The organism is Pseudomonas sp. Nvir, from assembly GCF_963778085.1.
Taxonomy (GTDB): Bacteria; Pseudomonadota; Gammaproteobacteria; order Pseudomonadales; family Pseudomonadaceae; genus Aquipseudomonas; species Aquipseudomonas juntendi.
In genome coordinates this window covers 2,185,003-2,207,600 of the sequence record NZ_OY970405.1, presented here as the reverse complement: position 1 = coordinate 2,207,600, position 22,598 = coordinate 2,185,003, and the positions used below count along the sequence as shown (strand labels likewise).

Genomic DNA, 22,598 nt, shown 5'->3' with positions numbered 1-22,598 from the left:
ATTACCACTGCACAGCCCGCAGACAATCCGTTGCGGGCTTCGCTTCCACCGGTCAGTTTCTGCCCATTGGGGCAACGCTCAAGTTCGACCGCGCGTTCATGCCCTGTAGCAAAGGGGTCACCCCGTCCACGAGTGGCGACGTTGCGCACGCATGGCTACGAATACATTGATGATTGCCAGCACCGGCAAACACTTGGCCGGCCGGCCCACCCTCACGCGGGCAATCGGCAGCCGCTTCTTTGAGAATCTTGTCCAACGATTCAACCATGCTGGAATAATCCATTCCTGACTCCGTCGTTGGTGAACATCGCTTACGTTCAACCATAGCTGAGAAACATTTCAACAGTACGCTGGGAAATACCCTGATACAGACCACTCCCTTCGGTGATGCTGACCGATCACCGGCACACCAGGTTCAAAGAAAAATCTCGCACTGTTCGACGTGAGGGTTTTGAATGGTCTGTGCGGCTTGTACTTGCAGGAGACAGCAATGACCATTCGCAGCCTGGCCAGAATTCTTCCCCAAGACCCCAGCCGTCCAGGCTGGGTGCTTGGATGGGGTGTACTAAGAGACCGCTACCCCTGGCATTTTGTCGATGTCTATGCCGACCAGCAAACAGCACAGGCAGAGGCGCGGCGGCGCGGCGCGGGCTATGTGGTCGAGCATGGGTCACACCGGCTGGGGTCGAAGGAATTCATCTGTGGAACGAGCCTGCCGGAAGGCTAGCGCTGCGTTACTCGCTGCTGCGCACAAAAATCCGACAGAGTGACCAGGGCATCACCGCCGCGTGAGCTAAAGTTCTTGATGAACACACGCAACGTGAGATACCCATCATGATAAAAAGTGAAGCAGAAGAGGTGATCGAGCGTATCAGGCAGGATCTCGAGAAGCATGGTGTGAATATCGGCTTTGTACAAGAAGTTACCATACCGTATTTCGGTTGTGATCTTGACCACTACGTTGCGCAGGTCAGCGAGGCGCCAGGGAACTTGGTCAAGCGCATCCTGATACACGATGAGGCCTTATGGAGGGTGTTCAGGCGAGGTGATGTGCCTCGCTGCAAGATCAGTGAATGCCAATGCCGAGGCGAGCTGTTCGGCATGCCCATCATGATAGAGCCAAGAACCGATGACTCTTACACCATCCTGTACAACAACGGTCAAACAGGGTTTTGAGCTAACCGACGTACCCTCCGCAGGCTTTTAGCCTGCGGAGAACTCAAGCCGAGGCGCGACTCAGCATTTTACCTTCCACAACTGGTCAATTCGCGTCGTGTAGGATTGGCTCATCATCTCCCTCTTCATGCCCCAATCCGGCACCGCGGGCACACTGGCAGTGCGCACTGTACCCCTCCCCCAGCGCCCATTGATGTCGTCCATGACCGCCATCAATCGGTCGCACGCCACCGACTGCTTCAGGGCAAAAAGATCTTCTGAAAATTCGCCCGGTTGTCGAAGGTCCATCAACAGCACCTCGGCCTTGCTGTAGCGAAACCCGGGGCGGAAGATTTGCTCGACCGCTGCCGTAGCCAGCCCGGTCATGAGCAGTGTGTCGCAGGTCGGATAGGGCAGCTCCACCAATGCTCCCTGGGCGTGGTGTGGCTCCTGCGGGTTGAACATGCCGGTGCGGATGCTGACGCGCATGCGCTTGCACAGCGAACCCTGGGCACGCAATTTTTCCGCCGCACGGCCAACGTAGGTGGCCACTGCCTGCTTGATCGGCGCCAGTTCAGCAAGCCGCCTGCCGAACATGCGGCTGCAGCATATTTCCTGCTTCGGCGGCTCGACCTCATCCAGCTCAAGGCAGGGCGTACCGGCCAGCTCCCGGGCCGTTTTCTCCACGACCACGCTGAACTTGCGTCGCAGCGTCCAGGCATCGGCCCTGGCCAGGTCCATCGCCGTATGGATGCCCATTGCCTCGAAGTGGGCGGCCATGCGCCGGCCAACACCCCACACCTCCTTCACCTTGGTATTGCGGAGCACCCAGTCGCGCTTGAACGCATCGGTAATGTCCACAACCCCGCCCGTCTGGGCCTGTATGCGCTTGGCCGTATGGTTGGCCAGCTTGGCGAGCGTCTTCGTACCGGCGATGCCAACGCCAACCGGGATGCCCGTGCATTGAAAGACTCTTGAACGCACATTTCGCCCAAACAGGGTCAGGTCGCCCTGAATTCCGGACAGGTCAGCGAAGCACTCGTCGATACTGTAGACCTCGGCGGCAGGCACCATCGACTCGATCAGCGACATGACGCGCTCGCTCATGTCGCCATACAGCGCGTAATTGCTACTGAAAGCCTTGATGCCGTGGCGGCGTAATTTGTCCTTGGCCTGGAAATACGGTTCGCCCATCTTCACGAAGGGTTTTGCGTCGTATGACCTGGCAATCACGCAGCCGTCATTGTTGCTCAGCACCACGATCGGGGTCTTGGCCAGGTCGGGCCTGAACACACGCTCGCAGCTCGCGTAGAACGCATTGCAGTCGATGAGCGCGAAAACCGGGTCACTGCGCATGGTCACGAACGCTGTAACGCACAACGCCCCATACCACGAAGTCATCCCCTTCCATGATGTACCGCGCCGGGTAAGCGGGGTTTTCAGACTTGAGGATCACCACCCCGTCGCGGCGGTGCAGGCGCTTGCACACCGGCTCGCAGTTGACCGCGGCAATGACGATGTCGCCGTGCTCCGCCTCACGGCCACGGTCTACGATGACCAGATCACCTGAGTAGATGCCAGCGCCTTGCATGCTGTCGCCTTCAACTTTCACCAGATACACATGGGGTGCGCGGATGTCGAACAGCTCATCCAGGGAAATATGGCCTTCCAGGTGGTCTGCGGCAGGCGAAGGGAAACCGGCCGGAACGTGGAACGAGTACTGCGGGAAGGATTCGGTGCCGCCAGTCGGCGGACCGAGATAGGTGATGGTCATGACGGAAGGTCCAATGCAAACTGTATGCATATACAGTAAATCCGGCATTGGGCATGCGGTCAATCACGCACGGCGAAAATTCTGACGGACGAGAGGTGGATTATGTGCGGGCGCTACTCGATCTACGAGTCGATGGATCACTACCTGCGCCAGCTCGCGCTGGACCTGGTGGTGATCAATGGCTACGACCACGAGCCGATCAACCGCTACAACGTTGCGCCGTCCACGCGCGTGGAACTCGTTCGCCAGCGTGGTGACGGTTTGTACGTGGATCGGGTCAAGTGGGGTTGGTCGCCTGCCTGGGCCAAAGGCAAGCGCCCGGATCCGATCAATGCTCGAGCCGAGACGGCAGTAACAGGTAAGTTCTTCAAGGCGCTTTGGCCGAACGGCAGAGCCCTGGCGCCTGCCAATGGTTGGTTTGAGTGGCTCGCGGATCCAGCGGACCCAAAGCGCAAGCAGCCCTGCTACATCACCAGTGCCGACGGCGGCCCGCTTTTCTTTGCGGCGCTGGCAGAGGTGCACCACGGCGTGGCACCGGATGAGCGCGATGGCTTCGTGATCATCACTGCAGCCGCAGACCAAGGGCTTATCGACATCCACGACCGAAAGCCTCTGGTGCTGACGCCGCAACTGGCAAGGGAATGGCTGGACCCCGCCACATCGGCGCAACGTGCGGCGACGATCATCGAAAAAGGCTGCCGCCCCGCACAGGATTTCCGCTGGTTTCCGGTTGGAAAAGCAGTGGGCAATGTTCGCAACGAGGGGGCGGAGTTGATAGAGCCTGCCAATGATCGGGACCGTCAGGGGGACCTGGGGTTTTGAAGCGGGTAGCCGGGCTTCCCGCTTCGCAGGCGCTCATTAGCCTGCTTCCTCCACCTGCTTGTAAATGCGAAATCCCCGTGCTTGATAGTTTTGAAGGGCAGCAGGATGGTCAAGTGTGCATGTGTGCACCCATACCCGCTCTGTGCCAGGCCACTCCCATGCAGATAGGGCGGCGTGGCTCAACAGCGCCCCGCCGAACCCGCTCCCTATGAACTGCGGCGCCAGCCCGAAATATCGGATCTCACTGTTACGGCCATCGGGACGATAAAGCTCGTAGTAGCCGGCAATTGCACCTCGGTGGTAGGCAACCCACGTTCGATGGCAATCCTGCTCAACGAGTGCCTGCCAATCGGCGTCATGCCAGGTATCAAGATCGCCCCATTCCCAGGACGCGCCTACGAGCTGGTAGAGGAATTTGTTGAATAGCGCCTGAGGCACTTCGCACTCGATAATCTGTAGGTCATGCCGCTGGGGCTTCGCCTGCAGGTCTGAAGCCGAAGTCATTTCCAAGTAGTAGGTAGTGCAAGAACGATTCATTACGGGCACCCTTTGCTCCCTTTCGTGCGCAGACAAGCATGCCAGCAACAGCTTGATTTCGGCCAGCCCGCACGTGCGCCTCGTAAGGGGCGCAAGACAGCGTCGTGGCCGGGGCTCAGCAGTACGCAATCAGGCGTAGGGCTAATGCCTGTCAGTTACGTAATTTGGGGCCGCTTTGCGGCCCTTCGCGGGCACGCCCGCTCCCACAGGGGATCGCGCATTTCCTGAGTTCAGCGTTTGAAACGTGTGGGAGCGGGCGTGCCCGCGAAGGGCTGCAAAGCAGCCCCAGTAACGCTTAACTGACAGGCATCAGGCGTAGGGCTGCCTTTAGTTTAGGAACGTTTGGCATTTTTTGACGCGCAAAGAAAAACCCCGCAGACGTTAATCTGCGGGGCTTTCGAATGGTGGAGGCCGAGGTCGGAATCGAACCGGCGTAGACGGATTTGCAATCCGTTATGACCCCCTTGGTTTTGCTGGGGTTTGCCCTGCAAGCCCCGGAATACATGGGAAAACGCTTAATTGCTGGTGCTGGTAGTTCATGCCTATTTGGGACAACCGGTGTCCCAGGATTGTCCCGCCCCTGTCATGACCGGTCGTGATCCCGGATACTGTGAGTCACCACACCCCAAACCTCGAACTGGTCACCCTCCATGATGTACCTGGACGGGAACTTGGGGTTGTCCGGCACCAGCACCACCTGGCGGTCACGGATCATCAGCCGCTTGCAGGTGGCATCTCCGTTCAGCGCGGCGATGATGATGCTGCCAGACTTGGGCTCAGCCAGGCGATCGACTATCAGCAGGTCACCGGTATAGATGCCGGCGCCCTGCATGCTGTCGCCCTCCACCTTGACCAGGTAGACGTTGGGCGCGCGCAGTTTGAGCAAATCGTCGATGGACACCTGTAGGTGGTCAGTTTCTGAGGGCATGGTTGAAGGCATGGTGGCTGGCCGATAACTGTATATTGATACAGTATCTGATGACTTGGCCACCTGCGGCAAGCACCGGCCGGCGGCCTAATGCAGTGGCGGCAGCTCCTTGCCTCGCGCCTTGGCCACGGCCCTGAGCTGATAGTCGGATACAGCTTGGAAAAGGGACTCGGCCAGCAGGCGCAGCCGCTCGACCTCCTCCGCCGGCGCGCCATGGTCTTGGGCCTGGTGATACTCGCGCATGGCGTCGATGGCCTGCTGAATCAGCGGCTCGCCGGCCTCGACCATGCCAATGAAGGTGCGCTTGTCCATTCCGGTGACCTGCTCATTTAGTCAGGCCATTATAGATGGACTCGCACGCCAGGCCCGCTATTCGGCTTCGCTCAAGCGCTGCTGCGAGATCTCCCGCCATTCGGTCAGACTCTTCAAGCAATCCCCCGAGCACCACGACGGCAGAGCTTCCTGCCTGGCGCTGCTGGGTAGCGATGGCACCGCAGGTGGCTGCTCGGCCGGCGCGCAGTCGATCGATTTCACCCCGCAGCCCACCAGCAGCAGACTCAGCAGCAGCGGCGCGGCCCTGAGCCAGTTCCAGTTTTTGTCGTGCACTCTCGCCCTCCTTGTCCGCCACAGCTTGGCGGCGTTGTTCTTCCTGTCGGGCCTGGGCCGCAGCGCGCCGGTCGCGCTCGGCTACCTGCAGGCGGTAATCTGACAGTTCTTTTCGGGCTTGGGCCGTAGCGCCCTGGGCGACCATAACCCGGTACTGCTGGCCGCCGGCCACGACAACCAGCGCGATCAGCCACCAGCACCAGGCCGGTACCGCGCCGAGCCAGTTCAAGCTGCCTCCAGGAACAGATCCCGCTCAGCAGCCCGCCGGCGGACCAGACCGGCCAGCACCTGCCCGCCTGCCTTGTTCCAGCGCGGGAACTGTTCGGCAGCAGCTGCGTAATTGCCTGCATTGAGCAGCCGGCGTAGCGTGGACGATTCAAGATTGGCCGCGCCCAGGTTGTAGGTGAAGCTGATCAGCGCATCCCACTGGTTCTGGTTCAGCGGTGCGGTGATCAGTCGCTCCACCTCAGGCTCGAAGCGCTGCACGTCGTTCAGCAGCATGCGCTCGGCCTGTTCCTTGCTGATCTTCATGCCGGCCTGCACGCCCCTGGTGGTTCCGTAGCCAATCGTCCAGACCCCGACTGAATCTTGATAGGCCTGCAGGCGCAGGCCCTCGAATGACTTGATGAGGCTCAAGCCGCGTTGCGATGTACGCATTGGGTTTCTCCAGGCGAAAAAAAGCCCGCGCTAGGCGGGCTCGGTTTGAACTTCTAGTTGGCCATTGCACTGTCATTCGGCATTAAAAAGCCCGCTCGCGGCGGGCTCTCTTTCTGCGGCTCAGCTCAGTTAGGCTGGATGCCTTTAATCATCTGCAGACGCATCGGGTAGCCTTGGGCAGGCTGTACAACTGTCTCGGTTTCGACAGTCTGTAGTACCTTGCCATCAGCGTCTTTGGTGACAGCAATCGTCTTGCTGTATGTGCTTTGGACAACGCAGCCAGTCAGAGCGCTGCTTGCCGCGATCATGGCCAGGAAGAGCATATGTTTCATGTGAAGATTCATCCTTGGGAATTTGCGGGGCGCAATGTAGCAATATGCCACCACCCAAGAAAAGTGATTTGAGCCGTATTAGGCAACTGGCGCTTCAGGCTCCGGTGCTGGCTCTGCCGGATCTTTCGCGCTGATGGAGACCTTGGCGGTGTAGTCCTTCAGCACCTGCGCGACACAGACCTGGGCGGCCGGGAACTGGGTCAGGATCTCGCGGGCACGGGCGTCGGCCTCCTCCTGGGTGGCGTAACGGATTTTGTTGGCAACTTCGTAGTCATTGCTCAGGTTGATGGCGACAAATGGCATGGGTTTTCTCCAGACAAAAAGAAGCCCGCTCTCGGCGGGCATGGGTTGGTGTGCAGCATTCAAGCTTTCGGGTGTTGCTGTTTGACCTTTTGCAAGGTCGTGTAGAACGGCTCAGCCTTGGGCATCAGGCCCTGGTCCATGGCGTGCCAGAGCATGTCCAGCTGCTCTTCGACCGGCGGGTACTCCGCCGAACGGCGCCGAGCGTGGTCGCACTTATGCTGAATTTTCAACGGTGAACTCCTGATCGCGATACGGCCACAGAGTGACCGTCACGTGGTAGGTACCGGGCGCCGAGAAACCCAGCTCGATGTCACTGCCGTCAGCGGTGTAGGTTTCGCTCTCGATGTTGACGGCGGCACCTTCATGCACACCCTTTAACCAGTTCCCTTGGAGAACCGCCCCCATCTGGGGGCGCTCCTTGAGCATCTGGCCAATGACGTAGTGTTCGGCCGGCCGTGCTGGTGTGGCCACTTGGACGAAGGGCCGGTCGGTGTTTAGCCTGATAATGTTCTTGCCGTGCTCAGGCGGGCAGCTGACGGCAAACACGATCCGACCGTCTGTCTCGTAGGCGGCATAGTGTTCAATGCTGCTCATCGCTTGGTCCCCATTGCGTAGAGGGTGTGGTTTTTGACGCTCACGCCCGCGTTTTCCCCCCACCACTTCACCGTGATGACGAAGTAGCCAGGGCCTACGCCAATTGAGCCCATCAGGTTGGGGAAGCCGTCCGCCCAGTCGCCACCACCTTCTGCGATTACCAGGCCGTTGATTTCCATGCGGAACTGGTACTTACGGATACCGCTGCCAAATCCCTGATAGCAGCTGTACTGCGCAGTGATGTACCCCCCTTCATCCATTTGTACGCCAATGGCTATCAAGTCTCGCCATTGGCCTTCACCAGCTCCATACACAATACCAGGGCTGCTAGCAGAAACCGGAACCGTGACGGCGTTGCCACGGATGCGCAGCGTGTCAATTTCGGCCACCCCGATTTTTGCCGACGTAATAGCGCCGTTGGCGATCTTGGCGTTGCTGATAGCGGCATCTTGGATCTTGGCGTTGATGATGCTGCCATCGCGGATGAAGGCATCATTCATGAACACCTGGCCGCCTTGAATCGCGAACGGACTGACGTAACCATTGCCAGCGGCGTTGATTACCGCGAATTGGTCCGCCAGAACGGCCACTACCGACTGCAGCACACCACTCTGGTTCTGGATGCCGACCCCAATCCCGCCAAGGGCATACACTCCGTTTTGGGTAACTGCCACCTTGACCGAGTACTGAGCGTTGACCCGATTATTCAATCCGGTTTGCGCCGTACTGATCTGCTGCACCGAAGCATTGGTAGCGCCCAAAGACGACTGCGTGGTTTGAATCTGCTGGCTTAACGCCCCATCCCCATCAGCCCGGGCTTTGGCTTCGTTCTGAATCGCCGCGTTGGCATCCGCGACCGACGTATACAGCCCGTCGATGCGAAGCCCCTCAGCGGTGAGATTGCCACCCTGCTGGGTAACGTTGCTCTCCAGGCTGGCCACCGCCTGCGCCGAAGCGGCTGCCGAGCGGCGTCCCACCGCGATGTAGGCGATGTCAATTTCGCCGGACGCGTCCACCGAGTTCATCATGTCCAGGCGAATGGCGATGATGTTTTTCCCGTTCCAGCCGGCGTGGCCAGACAGGTCAAACTCAATGTCTTGCCAATCGTTGGTGGTCAGGCTGATGGTCCACGCCATCCGGCGGGCCTCGGCCAGGCCGCCGTCCTCGTTCGCCCAATACATCTGGGCGCCCGAACGGGTGGTGTTGCGTCGACGCAGCCGGATACGCAGGTAAGGGTTCTCGGCGCCGGCAATCGCCGGGGTGAAGTTGCACTGCAGGTTCGGGCATTTGCCCGCCGTGGCGAACAGCGGGCCGGCGGTGAACGTCGAACCGCTGATGGTGCCAACCCATCCAAGGGTTGAACCGATGAACTCCCAGGACTTACCCGCCACGAAGGGCTGCGCCGTGCCGATGCTGTTTTTCAGCTGGGTGATATCGCTGCTGTTGCTGCTGAGCGTACCTTCGGCGTTACTGACACGGTTGGTCAGCGAGTTCACGGCCGACGCCTCGGCCTTGGTCGCCACCTGGCTCAGCGCACTGGCGGCGGCCGTGGCCGCATCCGTGGCCACCTTGTCGGTGACGGCCAGCCAGGTGCTGCCGTTCCAGCGCTTGGGCGTGTTGGCATTGCCCGTGGTATCGATCCACAGGTTCTGCGCCAGGCGCTTGTCAGCCGCCGGCGCGGTCGAACCGTAGATCACTTCACCCTTGCCACCGGCCGCCGTAGCCGCCGCCTGCGCGGCCTGCTGCGCCGTGGTGACGTTCTGGTTGGTGGTGGTAAGGCCGTTCTCCAGGCTTGTGGTCCTCCCGGCCACACTGCTCAGGTTGTCGCCTTGCTGGTTCACCGTCGAGGTCAGATTCTCGACAGCGGTCGAGGTGGCCGCGTTGTTCGCCGCATTCACCTGGCCACTGTCCCGCCAGCCGGAGGCACGAGAACCGTACTCGACCTGCGGCCGAGCCAGCTCAAACGTACCGTTGGTGGCCGTCGTGGTCGGCGCATGCACCCGGTAATAGACAACGGCGGCCACCGCATCGGCGGGGGCGACTGCCGTCAGGGTGTGGCGACTACCGTCAACACTGATCGGGTTGAGCGTCGAGAATGGGGCCGAAATCACCCCGCCCGAAGCATTCAACCACTGGAAGTACAGGCGCAGGGAAAGCAGGCCAGAGGTGGCTGCTCGCCGGGCGTAAATCGACGACGTAACGGTCTGCGAACCACCGACCTTTACCCTTCGCGTAGACGCAGGGATCAGCGACAGATGCGGCGAGCCACTGGTAACACCCGTCACAGCCGACCTGAACGCGCGCTCTCCAGCATTCAGCCAAGACTCAACCATGCTGGAATTGTTCGGCGCGGCGCCATCTCGGGCCCAACCATCAGGCACACTCAGATCGACCGTGTTGACCTTGGTGAAAGCCGGGTTGTAGAGCAGGTTTTCCCCGCCGGCATCACCAATGGAGACGTCTATTGCCGTGAGCGCCTGACCTTGGGCGATCAGGTCTTGGCCCTGCTGGCTCACCGTGTTGGTCAGGCTCTGAACGGTCGAGGCATCGGCCTTGCTCTGGGCGACTGTCAGCGCATTGGCCGCCGCCGCCGCTGCGTCGGTGGCCACCTTGTCGGTAACCGCCACCCAGGCGCTGCCGCTCCACCGCTTGGGCGTGTTGGCATTGCCACTGGTATCGATCCACAAGTTTTGCGCCAGGCGCTTGTCAGTGGCCGGTGCGGCCGATCCGTAGATCACCTCCCCTTTGGCACCGGCCGCCGTGGCCGCCGCTTGCGCGGCCTGCTGGGCAGCCGTGACGTTCTGGTTGGTCGTGGTAAGGCTGCCCTGCAGGCCCGTGATCGACTGGCCTTGGGTGGTCAACTTGCCTTCGGCATCGCTGACCTTGTTGCTCAGGCTCTGCACCACCGAGGCCTCGGCTTTGCTCTGGGCAACAGTCAGGGCATTGGCTGCTGCTGCTGCTGCGTCCGTGGCTACCTTGTCCGAAACTGCCTGCCATGCGGAGCCATTCCACCGTTTGGGTGTGTTCCCACCACCTGTGGTATCAATCCAAAGGTTCTGGATCTGCTGGTTGATGGCTGAAGGTGTTGAGTTTTGGACGATCACCTTGCCCTTGGCATCAGCGAGGCTGTATGCGTCTTGGGCAGCCTTCTGCGCAGCTGATACATTACCGTTTGTGGCATTGAGCCCACCCTGCAGATTTACGATCGACTGGCTCTGGCTGGATAGCTTTCCTTCTGCTTCGGTAACCGCGTTGCTCAGAGTGGAAACGGCTTCTGCAGAGGCCGAGGCGGAACGCCTACCAACGGCGATATAAGCGATATCGATCTCGCCGCCTGTATCACCGGAGCTCATCATGTCCAGGCGGATGGCGTAAATTTTCTTGCCGTTCCACCCGGCATGGCCGGACAGGTCAAGCTCGATGTCCTGCCAATCCGTGGTTGTGGTGCTGATGAACCACCCAAAGCGCCTTGCCTCGGCCAACCCGCCGTCTTCGTTGGCCCAGTACATCTGGGCACCCGCCCGGCTGGTATTACGCCGCCGTAGCCTGATCCGCAGATAAGGGTTCTCTGCGCCTGCAACGACTGGGGTGAAATTGCACTGAAGGTTCGTGTTTGCAGTCACGGTAGCAAACAGCGGGCCCGCAGTAATCGTCCCGTTTGTCGCGGTCGCCACCCAACCCCTTGTCGAGCCGGTGAACTCCCAGGCACGGCCAGCAACGAATGGCTGGGCAGCGCCTACGCTGTTTTTCAGCTGCGTGATATCAGTGCTCTGGCTGCTCAGTGCCCCTTCAGCAGCCTCTACTCGGTTACCCAGGGACTGGACAGCCGAAGCATCCGCCTTCTTGCTCACGCTGTCAGTCAGCGAGGTGAGCGCCTGGCTTTGCGAGCTGATGAGCTGATCTTGGGCCTTATCCTTGTCCTCGGTCGCCGTCACACGGCTCGTGACCTGCTGCAGCGCCTGCGAACTGGCCTTGCCGTCGATGCTGGTCTGCATGCCGTCCATGCGGGTGGCTTGCGACGTGAGCTTGCCCTCGGCATCGCTGACCCGGGTGGTCAGGCTGCTGACTACCGTGGCGTCGGCCTTAGTCTGGGCCAAGGCCAATGCGCCGGCGGCAGCTGCGGCAGCATCGGTTGCAACCTTGTCAGTAACAGCGACCCAGGCGGTGCCACTCCACCTCTTCGGCGTGTTGGCATTGCTGGTGGTGTCGATCCAAAGGTTCTGAGCCAGACGGTCGGCGACGGCAGGCGCGGCCGACTGAACAATGACCTTGCCCTTCCCGCCCGCGAGCGTGGCCGCATCCTGCGCAGCCTGCTGGGCAGCCGACACGTTGCCGTTGGTGGTGGTAAGGCTCGACTGCAGGCCCGAGATCTGCTGGGCCTGGGCTGAGGTGGCGCCCTCCAGGGTTTCGACTTTGGTTTCCATGGTCTGGACGCGCGCGGCCATGCCGTTGGCAGTCACCACCGCCTGGCCAACATCGGTCCAGTAGGTGGCGTTCGGCGGTGGCGTGTTCAGCGGTACCGCTTTTAGGGCCTGGTACAACTTGCCATCACTGCCCAGGGCGCTTTGCCCGACGCTGTAGGCCTTGTCTTTCCGGTACGGCAACGAGCCGGCCAAGGCCGAGACGTTGGCGATCTGCTGCTGCAGGTCGGCCTTGGCAGCCGACACATCAACGCTCACAGCGGTGATCTGCTGCTGCAAGTTGCCCTTGGTGGTGTTGAGGGCGTTGTTCACCTCACTGATTTGCTGGGCCAGTTCGGTCTTGGCCGTCCCTATCCGATCGTTCACCGACCCAGGGCCATTCTTGTCTATCAGGTCGATGCGACTGGTGAGCTGTTTACCCAGTTCGCTTTCGGTGATCTGGCCTGCAATGACGTCCAGCATCTGGGTTGGATCGCTGGATGTCGCAGCAGGCACGAACAGGAAATCACTTTTTCCATACGCGTTCGCGGCCCGCACGTAGTAGAAGTACTCCCGGGCGAATGCCAGCCCAGTGTGGGTAAAGGTCAGGCCCTGTCCCAAGTACACAGCGTCCGCAATAGGCGCCGAAGGGTTGGTGGCATAGAAGTACTCATAGGTGCCGCCATTAAGGCTGTTTTGCAGGTTGGCCGGTACCAGCGTGATGGTATCGACCGACGCAAACACAGCACAGCTCTCCGGAACGGGAGGGCCACCCACGTTAACGCTGATGCTTGCCTCGCCAGATCGGGTGCCAGGGCCAAAGGCAACAACACTCATGGCGTAAACGCCAGAGGTGAGGCCATTGATGTTGCACCCCGAGGCTTCACCGCCAATCTTGAGGGACTGTACAACCTCGGTGCCCTTGCGAATCGTCACGGTGTAGCTGAGCACGGTCTGTATCGGTGGCGTCCAGCTCAGCACGCCTTGGACTACCTCGGCCACACCGCTGGGGGTCCACGCCAAGCCAGTGACTGCAGCCAGGCCGCCGACCGGCAGGTTGATGAACCCCAGCGGGTCATAGGGCTGACCCACAGCATCATCAAAAATGGCTTGCTCATAGGGCTTGAGGGTGACTTTGCAGGCATCAGCGGCGCCCATGGTCCAATCGGTGACCATGAACTCGCCCAGGATATTCAGCGACGGCAGATCGACTTTGACTGCACGCCCCGGGCGGCAATTGTAGCCATTGAAGTTCAGCGGCACGGCCAGGGAGCCACCCGAGCGCCGACGCCGAAGGCTGATGTTTGCGAGCCGCTGCGCCAGGTACGCATCTGTCACGTAGGCAAACGACTGCGACTCAGCGAGCTCGCCGCCGTCGGTAGCGATCCAGTCCTGAATTGCGACCTCCGGATAGTCGGTCTCTGCCCAGGCCTGCGCGGGGTCAACAAACGTCCCGCGCATGGTGTTGATGGCATCGCTGTTGCTGACCTCGGTCGTACCTTCAACAGTGCCAATCACCATGTCTTCGTTGATGGTGAAGTCGGCTGGCCCGTAGTAGGCGCCCACCTGAAGCGACCAGCGCCCGCCAACCCGGATCAGCGTTCCCGCGCAGGCCGACAGCAGGTTATCCAGGACGGTATTGCGCTTTTCATCTGCGCCAATGACTGCGCCGGCGAAGTAACGGGGCGACATCTTGCCATCCGGACCGATGACGGTTTCATCGCAGATGTTGGCAGCACTCGCGAAGGACTGAAAAATGATTTCGTCGTCAGGGATCGCGCAGCGGTTGCGCAGGTACCAGAGGATCAGCAACGCTGTGTTGGCCGAGTAGCCGGAATTCCCGTTGCGGGGGTCATAAATGTCGCTGCGCCCACGGACCACGAAACGCACATCCGGGATGCCCGACGGAAACTTCTCGGCGTCATACTTGAACGACAACCGAACAAACGACAGGCCCCGGCCGATCTGCTCTTGGCGCCAGTCTGGGCAGTTTGCCAGGAGGAATGCGTTCACCTGGGTCGGATCAATGATCACCTCGGACGTGGCATTCTCCCCCAGGTCAGACAGCGGACGCTCATCCACGTAGATCTCATCGACCCCCGCGATGGCGCCCTCGGACAGCACGTAGACGATGTGAATCCACTCTCCACTGGTCTGGTCGCCAGACTGTTCCTGAACCCAGGCGAGCACGCCGCCGGTGCTGGCCCGACCGAGAATGAAGCGCACCGGGGCTTTCGACGAGCGAACGGTCTGAGAGCTTGGTTCGGAGCTTGGGCCGCCAGAAATCTTTGCCGCACCAGTCAGGCCCGCAAAGACTCCTTGCACACCACCAAACACATCCTTGAACGCGCCCACCGGGTCGTACATCGCCTTGATCGGCGCAGTGACGAGCTTGACGACTGATTTGATTGATTTGCCCACTATTCAACTCTCCAGGCCACCAAGGGCTCACAATCAACGGCTGCAGCACCAGACTCAGTGGCCGCCCAATACCGGCCGCTCCAGAGCACCGCCACGCACTTCCCCGACGCGCCCTCGAAGCTGACGATGTCGCCGCGCTGGGCGAACTGCACATCAACCCTTTCGAAGTAGGTATCGAGCACCGCCTCGACTGAGCCGTGCGTCGACGCCATCACGCGCTTGGCACCGATCTGCGTCTTGTATCGCCCGCGGTATTCCTTCGCCGGATCAACACCGCAGATAGCCGCCGCGCAGTCAGCGACAAACAGGCAGCAGTCAAATTCGCCCCACAAAAAAGGCCGCTCGAAAGCGGCCTGAATGGTCTCGTGTAGCCTCGTGGGCCAGTCTCGATAGCGCATGACGTTTACTCGTAGGTGAAGGACGGCGCGTCTTTCTTGGCGCCCCAGTAGATGGGCCATTCGGCCATCTGCGCGACGGCATAGAAGAAGCGGTCGCCGTCATGACGGGCGCGGTGGTTCTCGTCCGTCCAGCGCTCTGTGCCAATCCGGTTCCATTCGGCCATCCGGTCGATGATGGTGACCGTGATCGTGCTGTCGCCCGACGCGCCGCCGTAGGACAGCTTGGCCGCGTCCATACGGCCGCTGAACAGGATGTCGGCCGCATAATTCCCGGCCTCGTCATAGACGACAAACATCAGACGAGCCGACCGGCCTCGGCAGCCCGCGACTGAGGTCTGGGAAAGGATGTAGCTGTCCAGGCCATTCAGCGTCAGATCGATGGACAAAGAGGAGCCCGAATCAGCGCTTTCGCTGGCCTGGCCCACTTCGCCGAAGGAGCCAACGCCGTCGTAGGCGTAGCCGTTGATGATCAGCTGGCCGGTGCCCGTGTGGGCCCTGACCATGCCGTCGGCAAAATCCAGCTCGCAGGCAAATACAGGCGTGAAGTTGCCAGCAGCAATGATGCTCAGCACTGATTGGGAAAATGGGAAAACCGCAGCCATTAGAAGGCCTCCCGACATTCGATGGAAAGTTCAGCCACAATAGGCCTGACTGAAAGGGTGTAGCTGTCCTCGGTGAGGCGCATGATCGAATAAGGGTTTCGATACTCCACCGCGGTGCCAACCACCAGAGCTGAGCGCAACCGTCTGTTGAGAGGCAAAATGGCCGTGCCATCGCCGTTCGAAACCACGTCCTCAACCACCTCATGCATCACCCCGCCGATGGTGATGTAGTCGCCCTGGCTAAACACCCGACGACTGCCCTGCAGCCCGCTCAGGGTGATGGTTGAGGCCATGGCAGCCCCGACCTGCACAACCGGCGCGCCGATGTTGTCAGTCCGCTTTCGCGTGAACGCCGGCAGCTTGAACGTACCGAAGCGGCCCTGCAGGCGCCCCATGAAGGCAGTCACTATTCGGTCACGGTCTCGGGTCAACGGGGGTAGCGAAAGCGAGCACCTCCAGTACGAGCCCGGGTAACCCACGATCTGCTGGCTGTTGTTCAGCGAGGAGGTAAAGTCTCGGTTGTTGTAAACCATGCCCCAGTTCATCTGCGCCGGGCATACCTCGGTTGGCCATTCGATCGCCATTTTTCCACCTTGCGTTATTGCAGCAGATTCACTGCGCCGCTACTCAATGTCGGCGGCCTGATTCCAGAGCTCCCGAAGCTGCCCGCCAGGGCTGCCCATCTTCCCAACATTGTCGGCGATCTCTTTACTGAACCGTTGCTCGAGACTCCTGATGGTTACCGCAATATCCGCACTAATAGGCCCTTCATGCTGAATGACCGCCACTGCGCGCCCAAGCAGCGAGCCAGCCAGTTCGGCCCGACTCCTGACTTCCTGCATTGGGGTATCCCCATCAATCTTCCCCATAAAAAACTCTGCAAATAGATCGGAAAGTTTGCCCGCCAGATCTTCCTTGTCCCAGTCGATTTTCATTGGTTCTCCTTAGAGTTTCTTGCGGATGCTTTGCATCATTGGACCGTTACGATTGATGTCATGTTGGAATGATTTAGCCACCCTCATCCCCATTTGTTCAATCATGGCAACCGTTTGAGGGCTCACATCGCCGTTCACGTTGAAGACTTGGTTAACAGTCACAGGCCGCCCTCCACCATCAGACTGCTGGCCTTCTGTGCGACCCTTACTGCCCTTGGTCACTGACAAGTTCTCGCTGGCGAATGAGACCCGCTCATTCGAGTTGATCGCCTCCAGCAGCTCTCGATTTCGCGAAGTAGCCTTGGCATTCACGACGAACTCACCGTTACTCAGTCGTGCAGGAATGCTGTCAGAAGTGCCAGTGCCGGAGCCGGAGACATAGCCGCCGGTGGAAAACCCTTTGAACATCGCAAAAGCCGCCATCAGGGCTGTGCCCCCGACAATCGCAGCCGCCCCGAATGAGCCCACCGAGGCCACAAGGGCCGCAGGCAACCAGGCAGCGAGCGTCGTGCCTGCGGCAGCGGTCTGGGCGGCCGTGGTTGTTGCGGTGGACGCAAGGCTGGATGCAGTGACCACGCCATCAGCAGCCACTTTCGCAGTGGCTACAGCTGCAGCGCCTGTTGTCTCAGCTGTCGTGACAGCACCGACTTGAGCGATTTGCTGAGCCGCCATTGCCGCCGACGTCTGACCAAACGTAACTTGCATGGCCTGGTTCACCGCCCACTGCGCAGCCATTTGGCCGAGCGAATTGATCACGCTACCGAACAGGCTGCGGGTGATGTTGGATACGGACTTGCCAAACGTCTGGCCATCCAGCGCCATAGCCTCAAATGCGCTACCGACACTGGTCTGGATGCTGCCAAAAGCCCCACTGAACAGGGTCTGTGTTTGTCCTGCAACGTTGGCTGCACTGGTCTGGAAGTTAGTCAAGGCCGCGCTCCATCCATTCATGGAGTCAGAAACAGCCGTGTCGTACTGAGAGAAGCCGGCTTGCAACGCTGCCAGCCGCTTGGGCAGATACTCCTGCTCAAGGTCGATCTGGCCCTGCAGTTCCTGCCGCTGCTTCTCGGTCGTGGCATTGGCCAGCTCGGTTCGCAGTTGCAGAATGCGTTCGTTGGTCTGTTGCTCCAGCTGTACGCGCTGCTGCATGCGTTGCGTTTGCTGGTCGCCCATGCCTACGCCGGCGGCAGCAATGCTGTACTCGCTACGTTGACTGGCCAGCTGTCGCTCCAACTGCGCCCGGTACTGCTCGGCCTGGGTCAGGCCTTGGGCGCCCTTGATGGCAGCGGCATAGTTCAGCGAGGCCTGGGCCAGCGCCTTGCCGTACTCTTCCTGGCTGATCTTGCCCTTGCTCAGCGCCAAGTCCAGCTGCCCCTGTTCCTTGGTCAGCGCCCTGGCTGCCTGTGCCGCCGGATCGTACTGGCCATACAGCCGAGCGAAGGTGTTCTGAGCCTCGGCGACGCCTTGATTGACGTTCTTCGGCGCGTTCTTCTTCGCCTCGCGGGCCTTGATGTCCGCGATTTCCTGCTCAATGTTCTTGCGGGCAGTGGCGTACTTTGCTTCCTCTGCGGCAGTGAACACTCCGGCCGCAACAGCTTTCGCCTTGGCTTTGTCGAGATCCGAGAGGTCTTTGTTCAGTCGTTGAGTCTGGGTCAGCGCGCTCTTGTAGCTGGCGTCCAGCGCGTCGAGACCCTTGCGTCCCTCTTCCTGAACACGTCGGCGCTTCTCTTCCTCTTCCAGGGTTTTCTGGTTGAGGCTGAGGATTTCTTTCTTCGCGGCGAGCTCTTTTTCGATTTCGGCTATGCGGGACCTGGTTGTGTCGTCCTCATACCCGGTATTGAGCAAGCTGTTCCGATAGGCCAGTTCCTGTTGAAGCCGCTTAATAGCCGACTGCTCGCTCTCAACGCTTTTCCGACCAATGCTGGCGAACGCATCAAGCACCTCGTTGGTGGCATCCTTGATGTTCAGCCATCCGCGCTCAATGCTTCCGAGGTTTTCGCGGATCTTCGAGGTTCGTTGCCCCATTGCCTCTGCATAGGTACGCTCCGCCAGATCAGCAGCGCCAACAGCATTGCCCTGGTCAGACAAGGCCTTGATCTGCGCATACACAGAAGCGGTCAGGAACCGGTATTTCTCATCCAGCTCAACGATGCCGGCGACAGGATCTTTGCCAAGCTTGATGAACTCAGCAACGGTTTCCTCTATCGCCTTGCCCGTGACGCGCTGCATCTCCACAGCTGTCGTCGTGATCAGCTTGAAGTTTCCAGTCGTGTTCTCGCCGGCAGCAGTTAGCTGGGCCAGTGCGCCTGCCGCTTGTCCAAACGTGCCCGTCACCTGGTCTGCCGACTCTGCAAGGCTGATCAGTTGCGCTTCGGATGCCTTCGAGAAGTTACCGGTCAGGATCAGGCTGTTGCGCAGAGCGTCGGACTGCTCAGAGCCTTTGTAGTAGGCCAGGGCAAGCGCACCAGCGGCAGCCGCCGCTACGGTGAATGGGTTAACCAAGCCGAGCACATAGCCGCCCAGGGCCTTGGCGGCAGGCCCGATGCCGCCGAACATGTCTTTGAGCTGGCCGCCCTGCTGCAGGAATACGGTCAGCGGGGCTTGGCCGCCCTGAAGGCTGACGGCAATGTCAGTGAACTGCGCTGGCACGCCGCGCAACGCCGCCTGATAGGCTTTTGCCGACATGCCGGCCTTGTTCATACCTTCCGAGGCCTGGCCGATGCCTTCGCGCATATCGTTGATGCGCTGGGTGTACTCGACGAACGTGTCGCTCTCGACGATGCCAGCCTTCTTGTACTTCGCCAGCTTCTCCTGCATGTCGTCCAGGCGGCCCAGCGCGGCAACCGTAGGGTTGATCTGGCCAAGCAGTTGCGAAAGCTCTTTGCGCTGATCTTCAAGGCTGCTGCTTACGCCATCGGCGGATGATGCGGCCGAGTCGCCGGCGCGCTCCATGCGCTCAAGGGACCCGCTCAGGTCATCCGCATTGCGCTTTGCGCCCCGCGAGTCGATCGTTACCGCAAGGCGTGATTCCTGCGCCATACCTTTCTCCGGGGGTTAAAAAACCCGCCGAAGCGGGTTCTGTTATTTCATTGGCTCAATGATGTTTTGGTAACACTCTGCGTATGCTGCGTTTCTGAACTCGGAAACGTACTTTTCCTTTCCGGCAGAGCTTGTGGCCACTGGCAAGGCATAGGCCTTAACCACCATTGCGTCAGAAAACTTGCTCTGGTCACCTACAGATGCCATGGCATCCTCCAGAAGCTCGCCATCCTGGCGCGCCTCCATTGCCTTACCGGCCATAGCCGATATTTTTTTGCAGGTTTCGACTCCGCTCGCAGCGAGAGCAGGCAAAGGCATGCAGACAAGGGCGGCGATCAATAGCGTTCGATTCATGGCTTCCTCCATAAAGATGGCCAGAATCTAACACAGTGGCGCTCAGGTCACCGCTTCCTCGCCTTGCCCTTCCCTTCAGATTCCGCTCTGGCCTTCTCCTCCTGCTCGTCCCAGCTTTTCCGGAACTGGTCATCCAGCGCGAAGACTGCGGCGTCGAGCTCTTCGCGGCATATCGCCGTGGGGTACCGGTCTAGATAATCGGTAATGGCCGATGGGGAGATAGGCGCCGGAGCACCTACCATGCCGACATACCGCCTGGACCGACTGATGTAGGCGTAGGCCTCCAAGATTTCTGCGGTAACACCATCGATCTCTGGCGGCTCCTGCACCTTCAAACCAAGGCGCTCATGCTTCCAGCGCTTCTTCTCGTTCTCAGGTCCGGCCCACTCCCTGCCCCACAGGTATGCCGCGACTACTTTTCCACCGTAGCTGCGGCCTTCTCCTCGACGCGGCGAGCGATGTCGGTGCCGGTGCGCAGGGCTAGGAAGTAGACACTGTTCATCTGCTTGATCAGCTGGATGCAAAGCTCGGGAGTGTATGGGACTGGCTCGCCAGGGCGCTCTTCGACGTCTACGCCCTTCCAGTCCTTGATCAGGTGCTTGGCAGCCAACTCGATGAACAGGTCGTCATCGGTCTCAAGCTCTACATCAGGGATGTCGGACAGGCTGAATTCGGAGGTGCCGACGCGGGCTTGCTGATTGATCAGTGCAAGGTGGCGATTGATCAAGGCCTGGTGTGACTTGTAGATCGGACTGGCAATGGAGCCGACCAGAATTTCGGCGCCCGGGGCGAACTCAACCCAGCGCTGACCATTGAGGTCCAGCTCAGGCTTCTTTGCAATGGTGATGCCCATGGTATTCCTCTGCGGTAAAAGGCCCGACGCACACCGCAGGGCGCGCCGGGCAAAGGGTTAAGCGGTGACGGTGACAGCGCAGGTGTCGGTCTTGGTGCCGTCTGCAGCGCTGGTGGCCGTGATGGTTGCGGTGCCTGCGGCCAGGGCGGTCACCAGGCCGGTTTCGCTCACAGTGACGATGCCCGGGGCCGAACTGGTCCAGGCTACCTGCTGGCTGGCACCTGCCGGGGTGACCACCACTTCCAGGTCGCCGGTATCGCCAACTTCCAGGCTCAGGGTGGCCGGGGTGACATCCACGGCAGCCACAACGATCGGCGCCGGCAGCCGGGTGATGGTCGGGGCGACACGGCGGGCGGTGTAGTTCAGTTCGACCTGAATGATGTCGGTCGAGCCGCCATCAGGCCAATCGGCTGTCACTTCCATCTCAGGTATCAGGAACTTGTATCCGCCGTCGGCGTTGCCGATGGTGAATTCCAAGCTGATCGCGTCGTTGCCCTTCTGGGCCTTCCACAGCTCGTAGGCCATCTTCGACCAGCTGATGGTGATCGCGCCGGACGGGGTGAAGGTGGTGGCAATGATGTTGCCCGGATACGGGTTGCCGTTGCCGATGCAACGCTGGGTCTGCACGTTGTTGTCGAACTGCAGGTTGAAGCTGTCGACGCAGGCGTTGCCCTCACCAACCTGGACCCCGTTGATACGCAGGCCGCTGATGTCTTTGAAGCTGAACCGCCGCTGGCTGGACTCGGGCTGGGCGTTGACGATGAACGACGTGTTGTCGCCCTTGTCGTCCCAGGAGCGCGCCGCCATGGTCATGGTGACCGTGACTTCGTTGTCGCCTGGGAAATCGAAGTTCATGTTGGCGACTTGCACGCCACGGGCAATGGCCGATACACCGATATCGGTCGCGTAGGATGCGATCGAGAAGGTGATGCGGTCGTCGCCCATGGTCAGGACGTTCGCTGCCCAGGCCTTGCCGAAGCAGGAGGCCATGAAATCGTCCAGTGCGCCAAAGCGCCACTTGGTTTCGATATCGCCGCCCACATCCACGGTGGTCTGGGCGGTGCCCTGCGACATGCGGGTGAAGCCGATTTCGTTGTTCTCTTCCGAGTTGAAGGTCGGCATCAGGCCATTGCTGATGCGGGTTAGCACCTTCCAGTCACCGGCCGGCGTTACGCCTGGCGTCACCTCTTTGATGGAGGCAAGCTGTACTTTTGCACCGCTCGACATGGGGTGTTTCTCCTATGAGTAGGCGTAAAAAAACCGCCATGTGGCGGTGCATTGGTCGGGCTCTGATCAGGCCGCGTCGAGCCCGAGTGTCATTTGCAACTGGTCGCGCCAGTATTCGACCTGGTGTTCCAGGCCTGGCTTCTTGTTGCGCCAGCGGGCCAGCTCACGACCGCTCAGGCTTGCAACGGCCTTCGCGTCGTCCAGGGCACGGCAGGCGCGGTCAAATTGCTGCTTCTCGTTCAACTCGCCGCGCAGCAGGGCATCAATGTGTAGGTCGGCCCAGACGGCGAACTTCAGATCCAGCCATCGAGCAAAGGCCACCCCCAGCTTCGGATGCAGCCAGGTGCCGCTCTGGTAGCGCCCGCGGCGAGTTTCTAAAAGTGACTCAGGATCACAATTAAGCGCTTCGGCTAAAACACCCATGTACTGCTTGGTTTCGTCCTGCTTCAGCCAATCGACCGGGCGTTTACCGAATCGCTTGGCTACATCAGTGGCATTGATCCAGCCATCGCTATTGAAGCGAACAGCCTGGCCTTGGTAGTGAAACGGAATGACGTTGCTCTCGATCATCTGTGACACCTCGTTCATCAGGCGAATAGAAACGCAGCCGGGGCGGACGGATGAACGAACATCCACCGTTCGGCTGTACGGGCCTAGGCTG

The 22,598-nt window shown here is 60.2% G+C and carries 26 protein-coding genes; 3 read left to right on the top strand and 23 right to left on the bottom strand.

Annotation, left to right across the window (positions count from 1 at the left end):
* Positions 1-52 precede the first annotated feature (52 nt).
* Complete coding sequence (locus tag AACG97_RS10610) at positions 53-283, bottom strand: hypothetical protein (protein ID WP_125855064.1); 231 nt, start codon at positions 281-283, stop codon at positions 53-55.
* A 207-nt stretch (positions 284-490) separates the two neighbouring features.
* On the opposite strand from AACG97_RS10610, the gene AACG97_RS10605 reads away from it, so the two are divergent.
* Together AACG97_RS10605 and AACG97_RS10600 are read left to right on the top strand one after the other, a co-directional pair.
* Positions 491-727, top strand: a complete 237-nt coding sequence (locus tag AACG97_RS10605) for a hypothetical protein (RefSeq protein ID WP_033690011.1) — start codon at positions 491-493, stop codon at positions 725-727.
* A 107-nt stretch (positions 728-834) separates the two neighbouring features.
* Positions 835-1,176 carry a hypothetical protein gene (locus tag AACG97_RS10600; protein ID WP_009681233.1) on the top strand — a complete coding sequence of 114 codons (342 nt, stop codon included), beginning with the start codon at positions 835-837 and terminating at the stop codon, positions 1,174-1,176.
* Positions 1,177-1,236: 60 nt separating this feature from the next.
* On the opposite strand, the gene AACG97_RS10595 is transcribed toward AACG97_RS10600, so the two are convergent.
* Together AACG97_RS10595 and AACG97_RS10590 are read right to left on the bottom strand one after the other, a co-directional pair.
* Complete coding sequence (locus AACG97_RS10595; protein WP_054890210.1) at positions 1,237-2,511, bottom strand: Y-family DNA polymerase; 1,275 nt, start codon at positions 2,509-2,511, stop codon at positions 1,237-1,239.
* Complete coding sequence (locus AACG97_RS10590; RefSeq protein ID WP_009682126.1) at positions 2,501-2,929, bottom strand: LexA family protein; 429 nt, start codon at positions 2,927-2,929, stop codon at positions 2,501-2,503. Before AACG97_RS10590 ends, AACG97_RS10595 begins: the two co-directional genes overlap by 11 nt.
* 102 nt (positions 2,930-3,031) lie before the next feature.
* Here AACG97_RS10590 and AACG97_RS10585 point away from each other — a divergent pair, with 102 nt between their 5' ends.
* A complete protein-coding gene (locus tag AACG97_RS10585) occupies positions 3,032-3,751 on the top strand; it encodes an SOS response-associated peptidase family protein (RefSeq protein ID WP_009682125.1) in 720 nt (239 codons plus the stop codon).
* A gap of 36 nt (positions 3,752-3,787) precedes the next feature.
* On the opposite strand, the gene AACG97_RS10580 is transcribed toward AACG97_RS10585, so the two are convergent.
* The 20 genes from AACG97_RS10580 to AACG97_RS10485 form a co-directional block, all read right to left on the bottom strand.
* Positions 3,788-4,288 carry a GNAT family N-acetyltransferase gene (locus AACG97_RS10580; protein WP_009682124.1) on the bottom strand — a complete coding sequence of 167 codons (501 nt, stop codon included), beginning with the start codon at positions 4,286-4,288 and terminating at the stop codon, positions 3,788-3,790.
* Positions 4,289-4,871: 583 nt separating this feature from the next.
* The gene (locus AACG97_RS10575) at positions 4,872-5,216 is read right to left on the bottom strand and encodes a LexA family protein (protein WP_232554945.1); all 345 of its coding nucleotides are present in this window, start codon (positions 5,214-5,216) and stop codon (positions 4,872-4,874) included.
* A gap of 87 nt (positions 5,217-5,303) precedes the next feature.
* A complete protein-coding gene (locus AACG97_RS10570) occupies positions 5,304-5,528 on the bottom strand; it encodes a hypothetical protein (RefSeq protein WP_070095167.1) in 225 nt (74 codons plus the stop codon).
* Positions 5,529-5,541: 13 nt separating this feature from the next.
* The gene (locus AACG97_RS10565) at positions 5,542-6,051 is read right to left on the bottom strand and encodes a DUF2514 family protein (protein ID WP_232554944.1); all 510 of its coding nucleotides are present in this window, start codon (positions 6,049-6,051) and stop codon (positions 5,542-5,544) included.
* The gene (locus AACG97_RS10560) at positions 6,048-6,479 is read right to left on the bottom strand and encodes a lysozyme (protein ID WP_232554943.1); all 432 of its coding nucleotides are present in this window, start codon (positions 6,477-6,479) and stop codon (positions 6,048-6,050) included. The genes AACG97_RS10565 and AACG97_RS10560 overlap by 4 nt, the downstream gene beginning before the upstream one ends.
* Before the next feature lie 125 nt (positions 6,480-6,604).
* Positions 6,605-6,787, bottom strand: coding sequence for a hypothetical protein (locus AACG97_RS10555; protein WP_070086287.1), 183 nt, complete (start codon positions 6,785-6,787; stop codon positions 6,605-6,607).
* A gap of 102 nt (positions 6,788-6,889) precedes the next feature.
* Positions 6,890-7,114 carry a hypothetical protein gene (locus AACG97_RS10550; RefSeq protein ID WP_047594974.1) on the bottom strand — a complete coding sequence of 75 codons (225 nt, stop codon included), beginning with the start codon at positions 7,112-7,114 and terminating at the stop codon, positions 6,890-6,892.
* A gap of 59 nt (positions 7,115-7,173) precedes the next feature.
* Positions 7,174-7,344, bottom strand: a complete 171-nt coding sequence (locus AACG97_RS10545) for a hypothetical protein (RefSeq protein WP_169775235.1) — start codon at positions 7,342-7,344, stop codon at positions 7,174-7,176.
* Positions 7,328-7,708, bottom strand: a complete 381-nt coding sequence (locus AACG97_RS10540) for a hypothetical protein (RefSeq protein ID WP_232554942.1) — start codon at positions 7,706-7,708, stop codon at positions 7,328-7,330. Before AACG97_RS10540 ends, AACG97_RS10545 begins: the two co-directional genes overlap by 17 nt.
* Positions 7,705-14,475 (bottom strand): phage tail protein, encoded by a 6,771-nt coding sequence (locus AACG97_RS10535; protein ID WP_338464363.1) that lies wholly within the window; start codon positions 14,473-14,475, stop codon positions 7,705-7,707. The genes AACG97_RS10540 and AACG97_RS10535 overlap by 4 nt, the downstream gene beginning before the upstream one ends.
* A gap of 53 nt (positions 14,476-14,528) precedes the next feature.
* Positions 14,529-14,927 carry a DUF6950 family protein gene (locus tag AACG97_RS10530; RefSeq protein WP_041506408.1) on the bottom strand — a complete coding sequence of 133 codons (399 nt, stop codon included), beginning with the start codon at positions 14,925-14,927 and terminating at the stop codon, positions 14,529-14,531.
* Positions 14,928-14,932: 5 nt separating this feature from the next.
* Positions 14,933-15,529: a hypothetical protein gene (locus AACG97_RS10525; RefSeq protein ID WP_232555083.1), complete on the bottom strand. Its 597-nt coding sequence runs from the start codon at positions 15,527-15,529 to the stop codon at positions 14,933-14,935.
* The gene (locus AACG97_RS10520) at positions 15,529-16,113 is read right to left on the bottom strand and encodes a hypothetical protein (protein WP_232555084.1); all 585 of its coding nucleotides are present in this window, start codon (positions 16,111-16,113) and stop codon (positions 15,529-15,531) included. The genes AACG97_RS10525 and AACG97_RS10520 overlap by 1 nt, the downstream gene beginning before the upstream one ends.
* A gap of 39 nt (positions 16,114-16,152) precedes the next feature.
* Complete coding sequence (locus tag AACG97_RS10515; protein ID WP_061203076.1) at positions 16,153-16,464, bottom strand: hypothetical protein; 312 nt, start codon at positions 16,462-16,464, stop codon at positions 16,153-16,155.
* A 9-nt stretch (positions 16,465-16,473) separates the two neighbouring features.
* Positions 16,474-19,503 carry a phage tail length tape measure family protein gene (locus AACG97_RS10510; protein WP_232555085.1) on the bottom strand — a complete coding sequence of 1,010 codons (3,030 nt, stop codon included), beginning with the start codon at positions 19,501-19,503 and terminating at the stop codon, positions 16,474-16,476.
* 42 nt (positions 19,504-19,545) lie between these two features.
* Positions 19,546-19,857, bottom strand: a complete 312-nt coding sequence (locus tag AACG97_RS10505) for a hypothetical protein (protein ID WP_102667633.1) — start codon at positions 19,855-19,857, stop codon at positions 19,546-19,548.
* A gap of 47 nt (positions 19,858-19,904) precedes the next feature.
* A complete protein-coding gene (locus AACG97_RS10500) occupies positions 19,905-20,186 on the bottom strand; it encodes a hypothetical protein (protein WP_232555115.1) in 282 nt (93 codons plus the stop codon).
* A gap of 83 nt (positions 20,187-20,269) precedes the next feature.
* Complete coding sequence (locus tag AACG97_RS10495) at positions 20,270-20,710, bottom strand: hypothetical protein (protein WP_102667632.1); 441 nt, start codon at positions 20,708-20,710, stop codon at positions 20,270-20,272.
* A 57-nt stretch (positions 20,711-20,767) separates the two neighbouring features.
* Positions 20,768-21,937 (bottom strand): phage tail tube protein, encoded by a 1,170-nt coding sequence (locus AACG97_RS10490; protein WP_232555086.1) that lies wholly within the window; start codon positions 21,935-21,937, stop codon positions 20,768-20,770.
* Between the two features lie 66 nt (positions 21,938-22,003).
* Positions 22,004-22,507, bottom strand: coding sequence for a KilA-N domain-containing protein (locus tag AACG97_RS10485; RefSeq protein WP_232555087.1), 504 nt, complete (start codon positions 22,505-22,507; stop codon positions 22,004-22,006).
* Positions 22,508-22,598 lie beyond the last annotated feature (91 nt).

Excerpts from the sequence above, each read along its gene's own strand:
- AACG97_RS10610 (WP_125855064.1), bottom strand. The coding sequence starts at position 283 with ATGGATTATTCCAGCATGGTTGAATCGTTGGACAAGATTCTCAAAGAA.
- AACG97_RS10605 (WP_033690011.1), top strand. The coding sequence starts at position 491 with ATGACCATTCGCAGCCTGGCCAGAATTCTTCCCCAAGACCCCAGCCGT.
- AACG97_RS10600 (WP_009681233.1), top strand. The coding sequence starts at position 835 with ATGATAAAAAGTGAAGCAGAAGAGGTGATCGAGCGTATCAGGCAGGAT.
- AACG97_RS10595 (WP_054890210.1), bottom strand. The coding sequence starts at position 2,511 with ATGCGCAGTGACCCGGTTTTCGCGCTCATCGACTGCAATGCGTTCTAC.
- AACG97_RS10590 (WP_009682126.1), bottom strand. The coding sequence starts at position 2,929 with ATGACCATCACCTATCTCGGTCCGCCGACTGGCGGCACCGAATCCTTC.
- AACG97_RS10585 (WP_009682125.1), top strand. The coding sequence starts at position 3,032 with ATGTGCGGGCGCTACTCGATCTACGAGTCGATGGATCACTACCTGCGC.
- AACG97_RS10580 (WP_009682124.1), bottom strand. The coding sequence starts at position 4,288 with ATGAATCGTTCTTGCACTACCTACTACTTGGAAATGACTTCGGCTTCA.
- AACG97_RS10575 (WP_232554945.1), bottom strand. The coding sequence starts at position 5,216 with ATGCCCTCAGAAACTGACCACCTACAGGTGTCCATCGACGATTTGCTC.
- AACG97_RS10570 (WP_070095167.1), bottom strand. The coding sequence starts at position 5,528 with ATGGACAAGCGCACCTTCATTGGCATGGTCGAGGCCGGCGAGCCGCTG.
- AACG97_RS10560 (WP_232554943.1), bottom strand. The coding sequence starts at position 6,479 with ATGCGTACATCGCAACGCGGCTTGAGCCTCATCAAGTCATTCGAGGGC.
- AACG97_RS10555 (WP_070086287.1), bottom strand. The coding sequence starts at position 6,787 with ATGATCGCGGCAAGCAGCGCTCTGACTGGCTGCGTTGTCCAAAGCACA.
- AACG97_RS10550 (WP_047594974.1), bottom strand. The coding sequence starts at position 7,114 with ATGCCATTTGTCGCCATCAACCTGAGCAATGACTACGAAGTTGCCAAC.
- AACG97_RS10540 (WP_232554942.1), bottom strand. The coding sequence starts at position 7,708 with ATGAGCAGCATTGAACACTATGCCGCCTACGAGACAGACGGTCGGATC.
- AACG97_RS10535 (WP_338464363.1), bottom strand. The coding sequence starts at position 14,475 with ATGTACGACCCGGTGGGCGCGTTCAAGGATGTGTTTGGTGGTGTGCAA.
- AACG97_RS10530 (WP_041506408.1), bottom strand. The coding sequence starts at position 14,927 with ATGCGCTATCGAGACTGGCCCACGAGGCTACACGAGACCATTCAGGCC.
- AACG97_RS10525 (WP_232555083.1), bottom strand. The coding sequence starts at position 15,529 with ATGGCTGCGGTTTTCCCATTTTCCCAATCAGTGCTGAGCATCATTGCT.
- AACG97_RS10520 (WP_232555084.1), bottom strand. The coding sequence starts at position 16,113 with ATGGCGATCGAATGGCCAACCGAGGTATGCCCGGCGCAGATGAACTGG.
- AACG97_RS10515 (WP_061203076.1), bottom strand. The coding sequence starts at position 16,464 with ATGAAAATCGACTGGGACAAGGAAGATCTGGCGGGCAAACTTTCCGAT.
- AACG97_RS10510 (WP_232555085.1), bottom strand. The coding sequence starts at position 19,503 with ATGGCGCAGGAATCACGCCTTGCGGTAACGATCGACTCGCGGGGCGCA.
- AACG97_RS10505 (WP_102667633.1), bottom strand. The coding sequence starts at position 19,857 with ATGAATCGAACGCTATTGATCGCCGCCCTTGTCTGCATGCCTTTGCCT.
- AACG97_RS10495 (WP_102667632.1), bottom strand. The coding sequence starts at position 20,710 with ATGGGCATCACCATTGCAAAGAAGCCTGAGCTGGACCTCAATGGTCAG.
- AACG97_RS10490 (WP_232555086.1), bottom strand. The coding sequence starts at position 21,937 with ATGTCGAGCGGTGCAAAAGTACAGCTTGCCTCCATCAAAGAGGTGACG.
- AACG97_RS10485 (WP_232555087.1), bottom strand. The coding sequence starts at position 22,507 with ATGATCGAGAGCAACGTCATTCCGTTTCACTACCAAGGCCAGGCTGTT.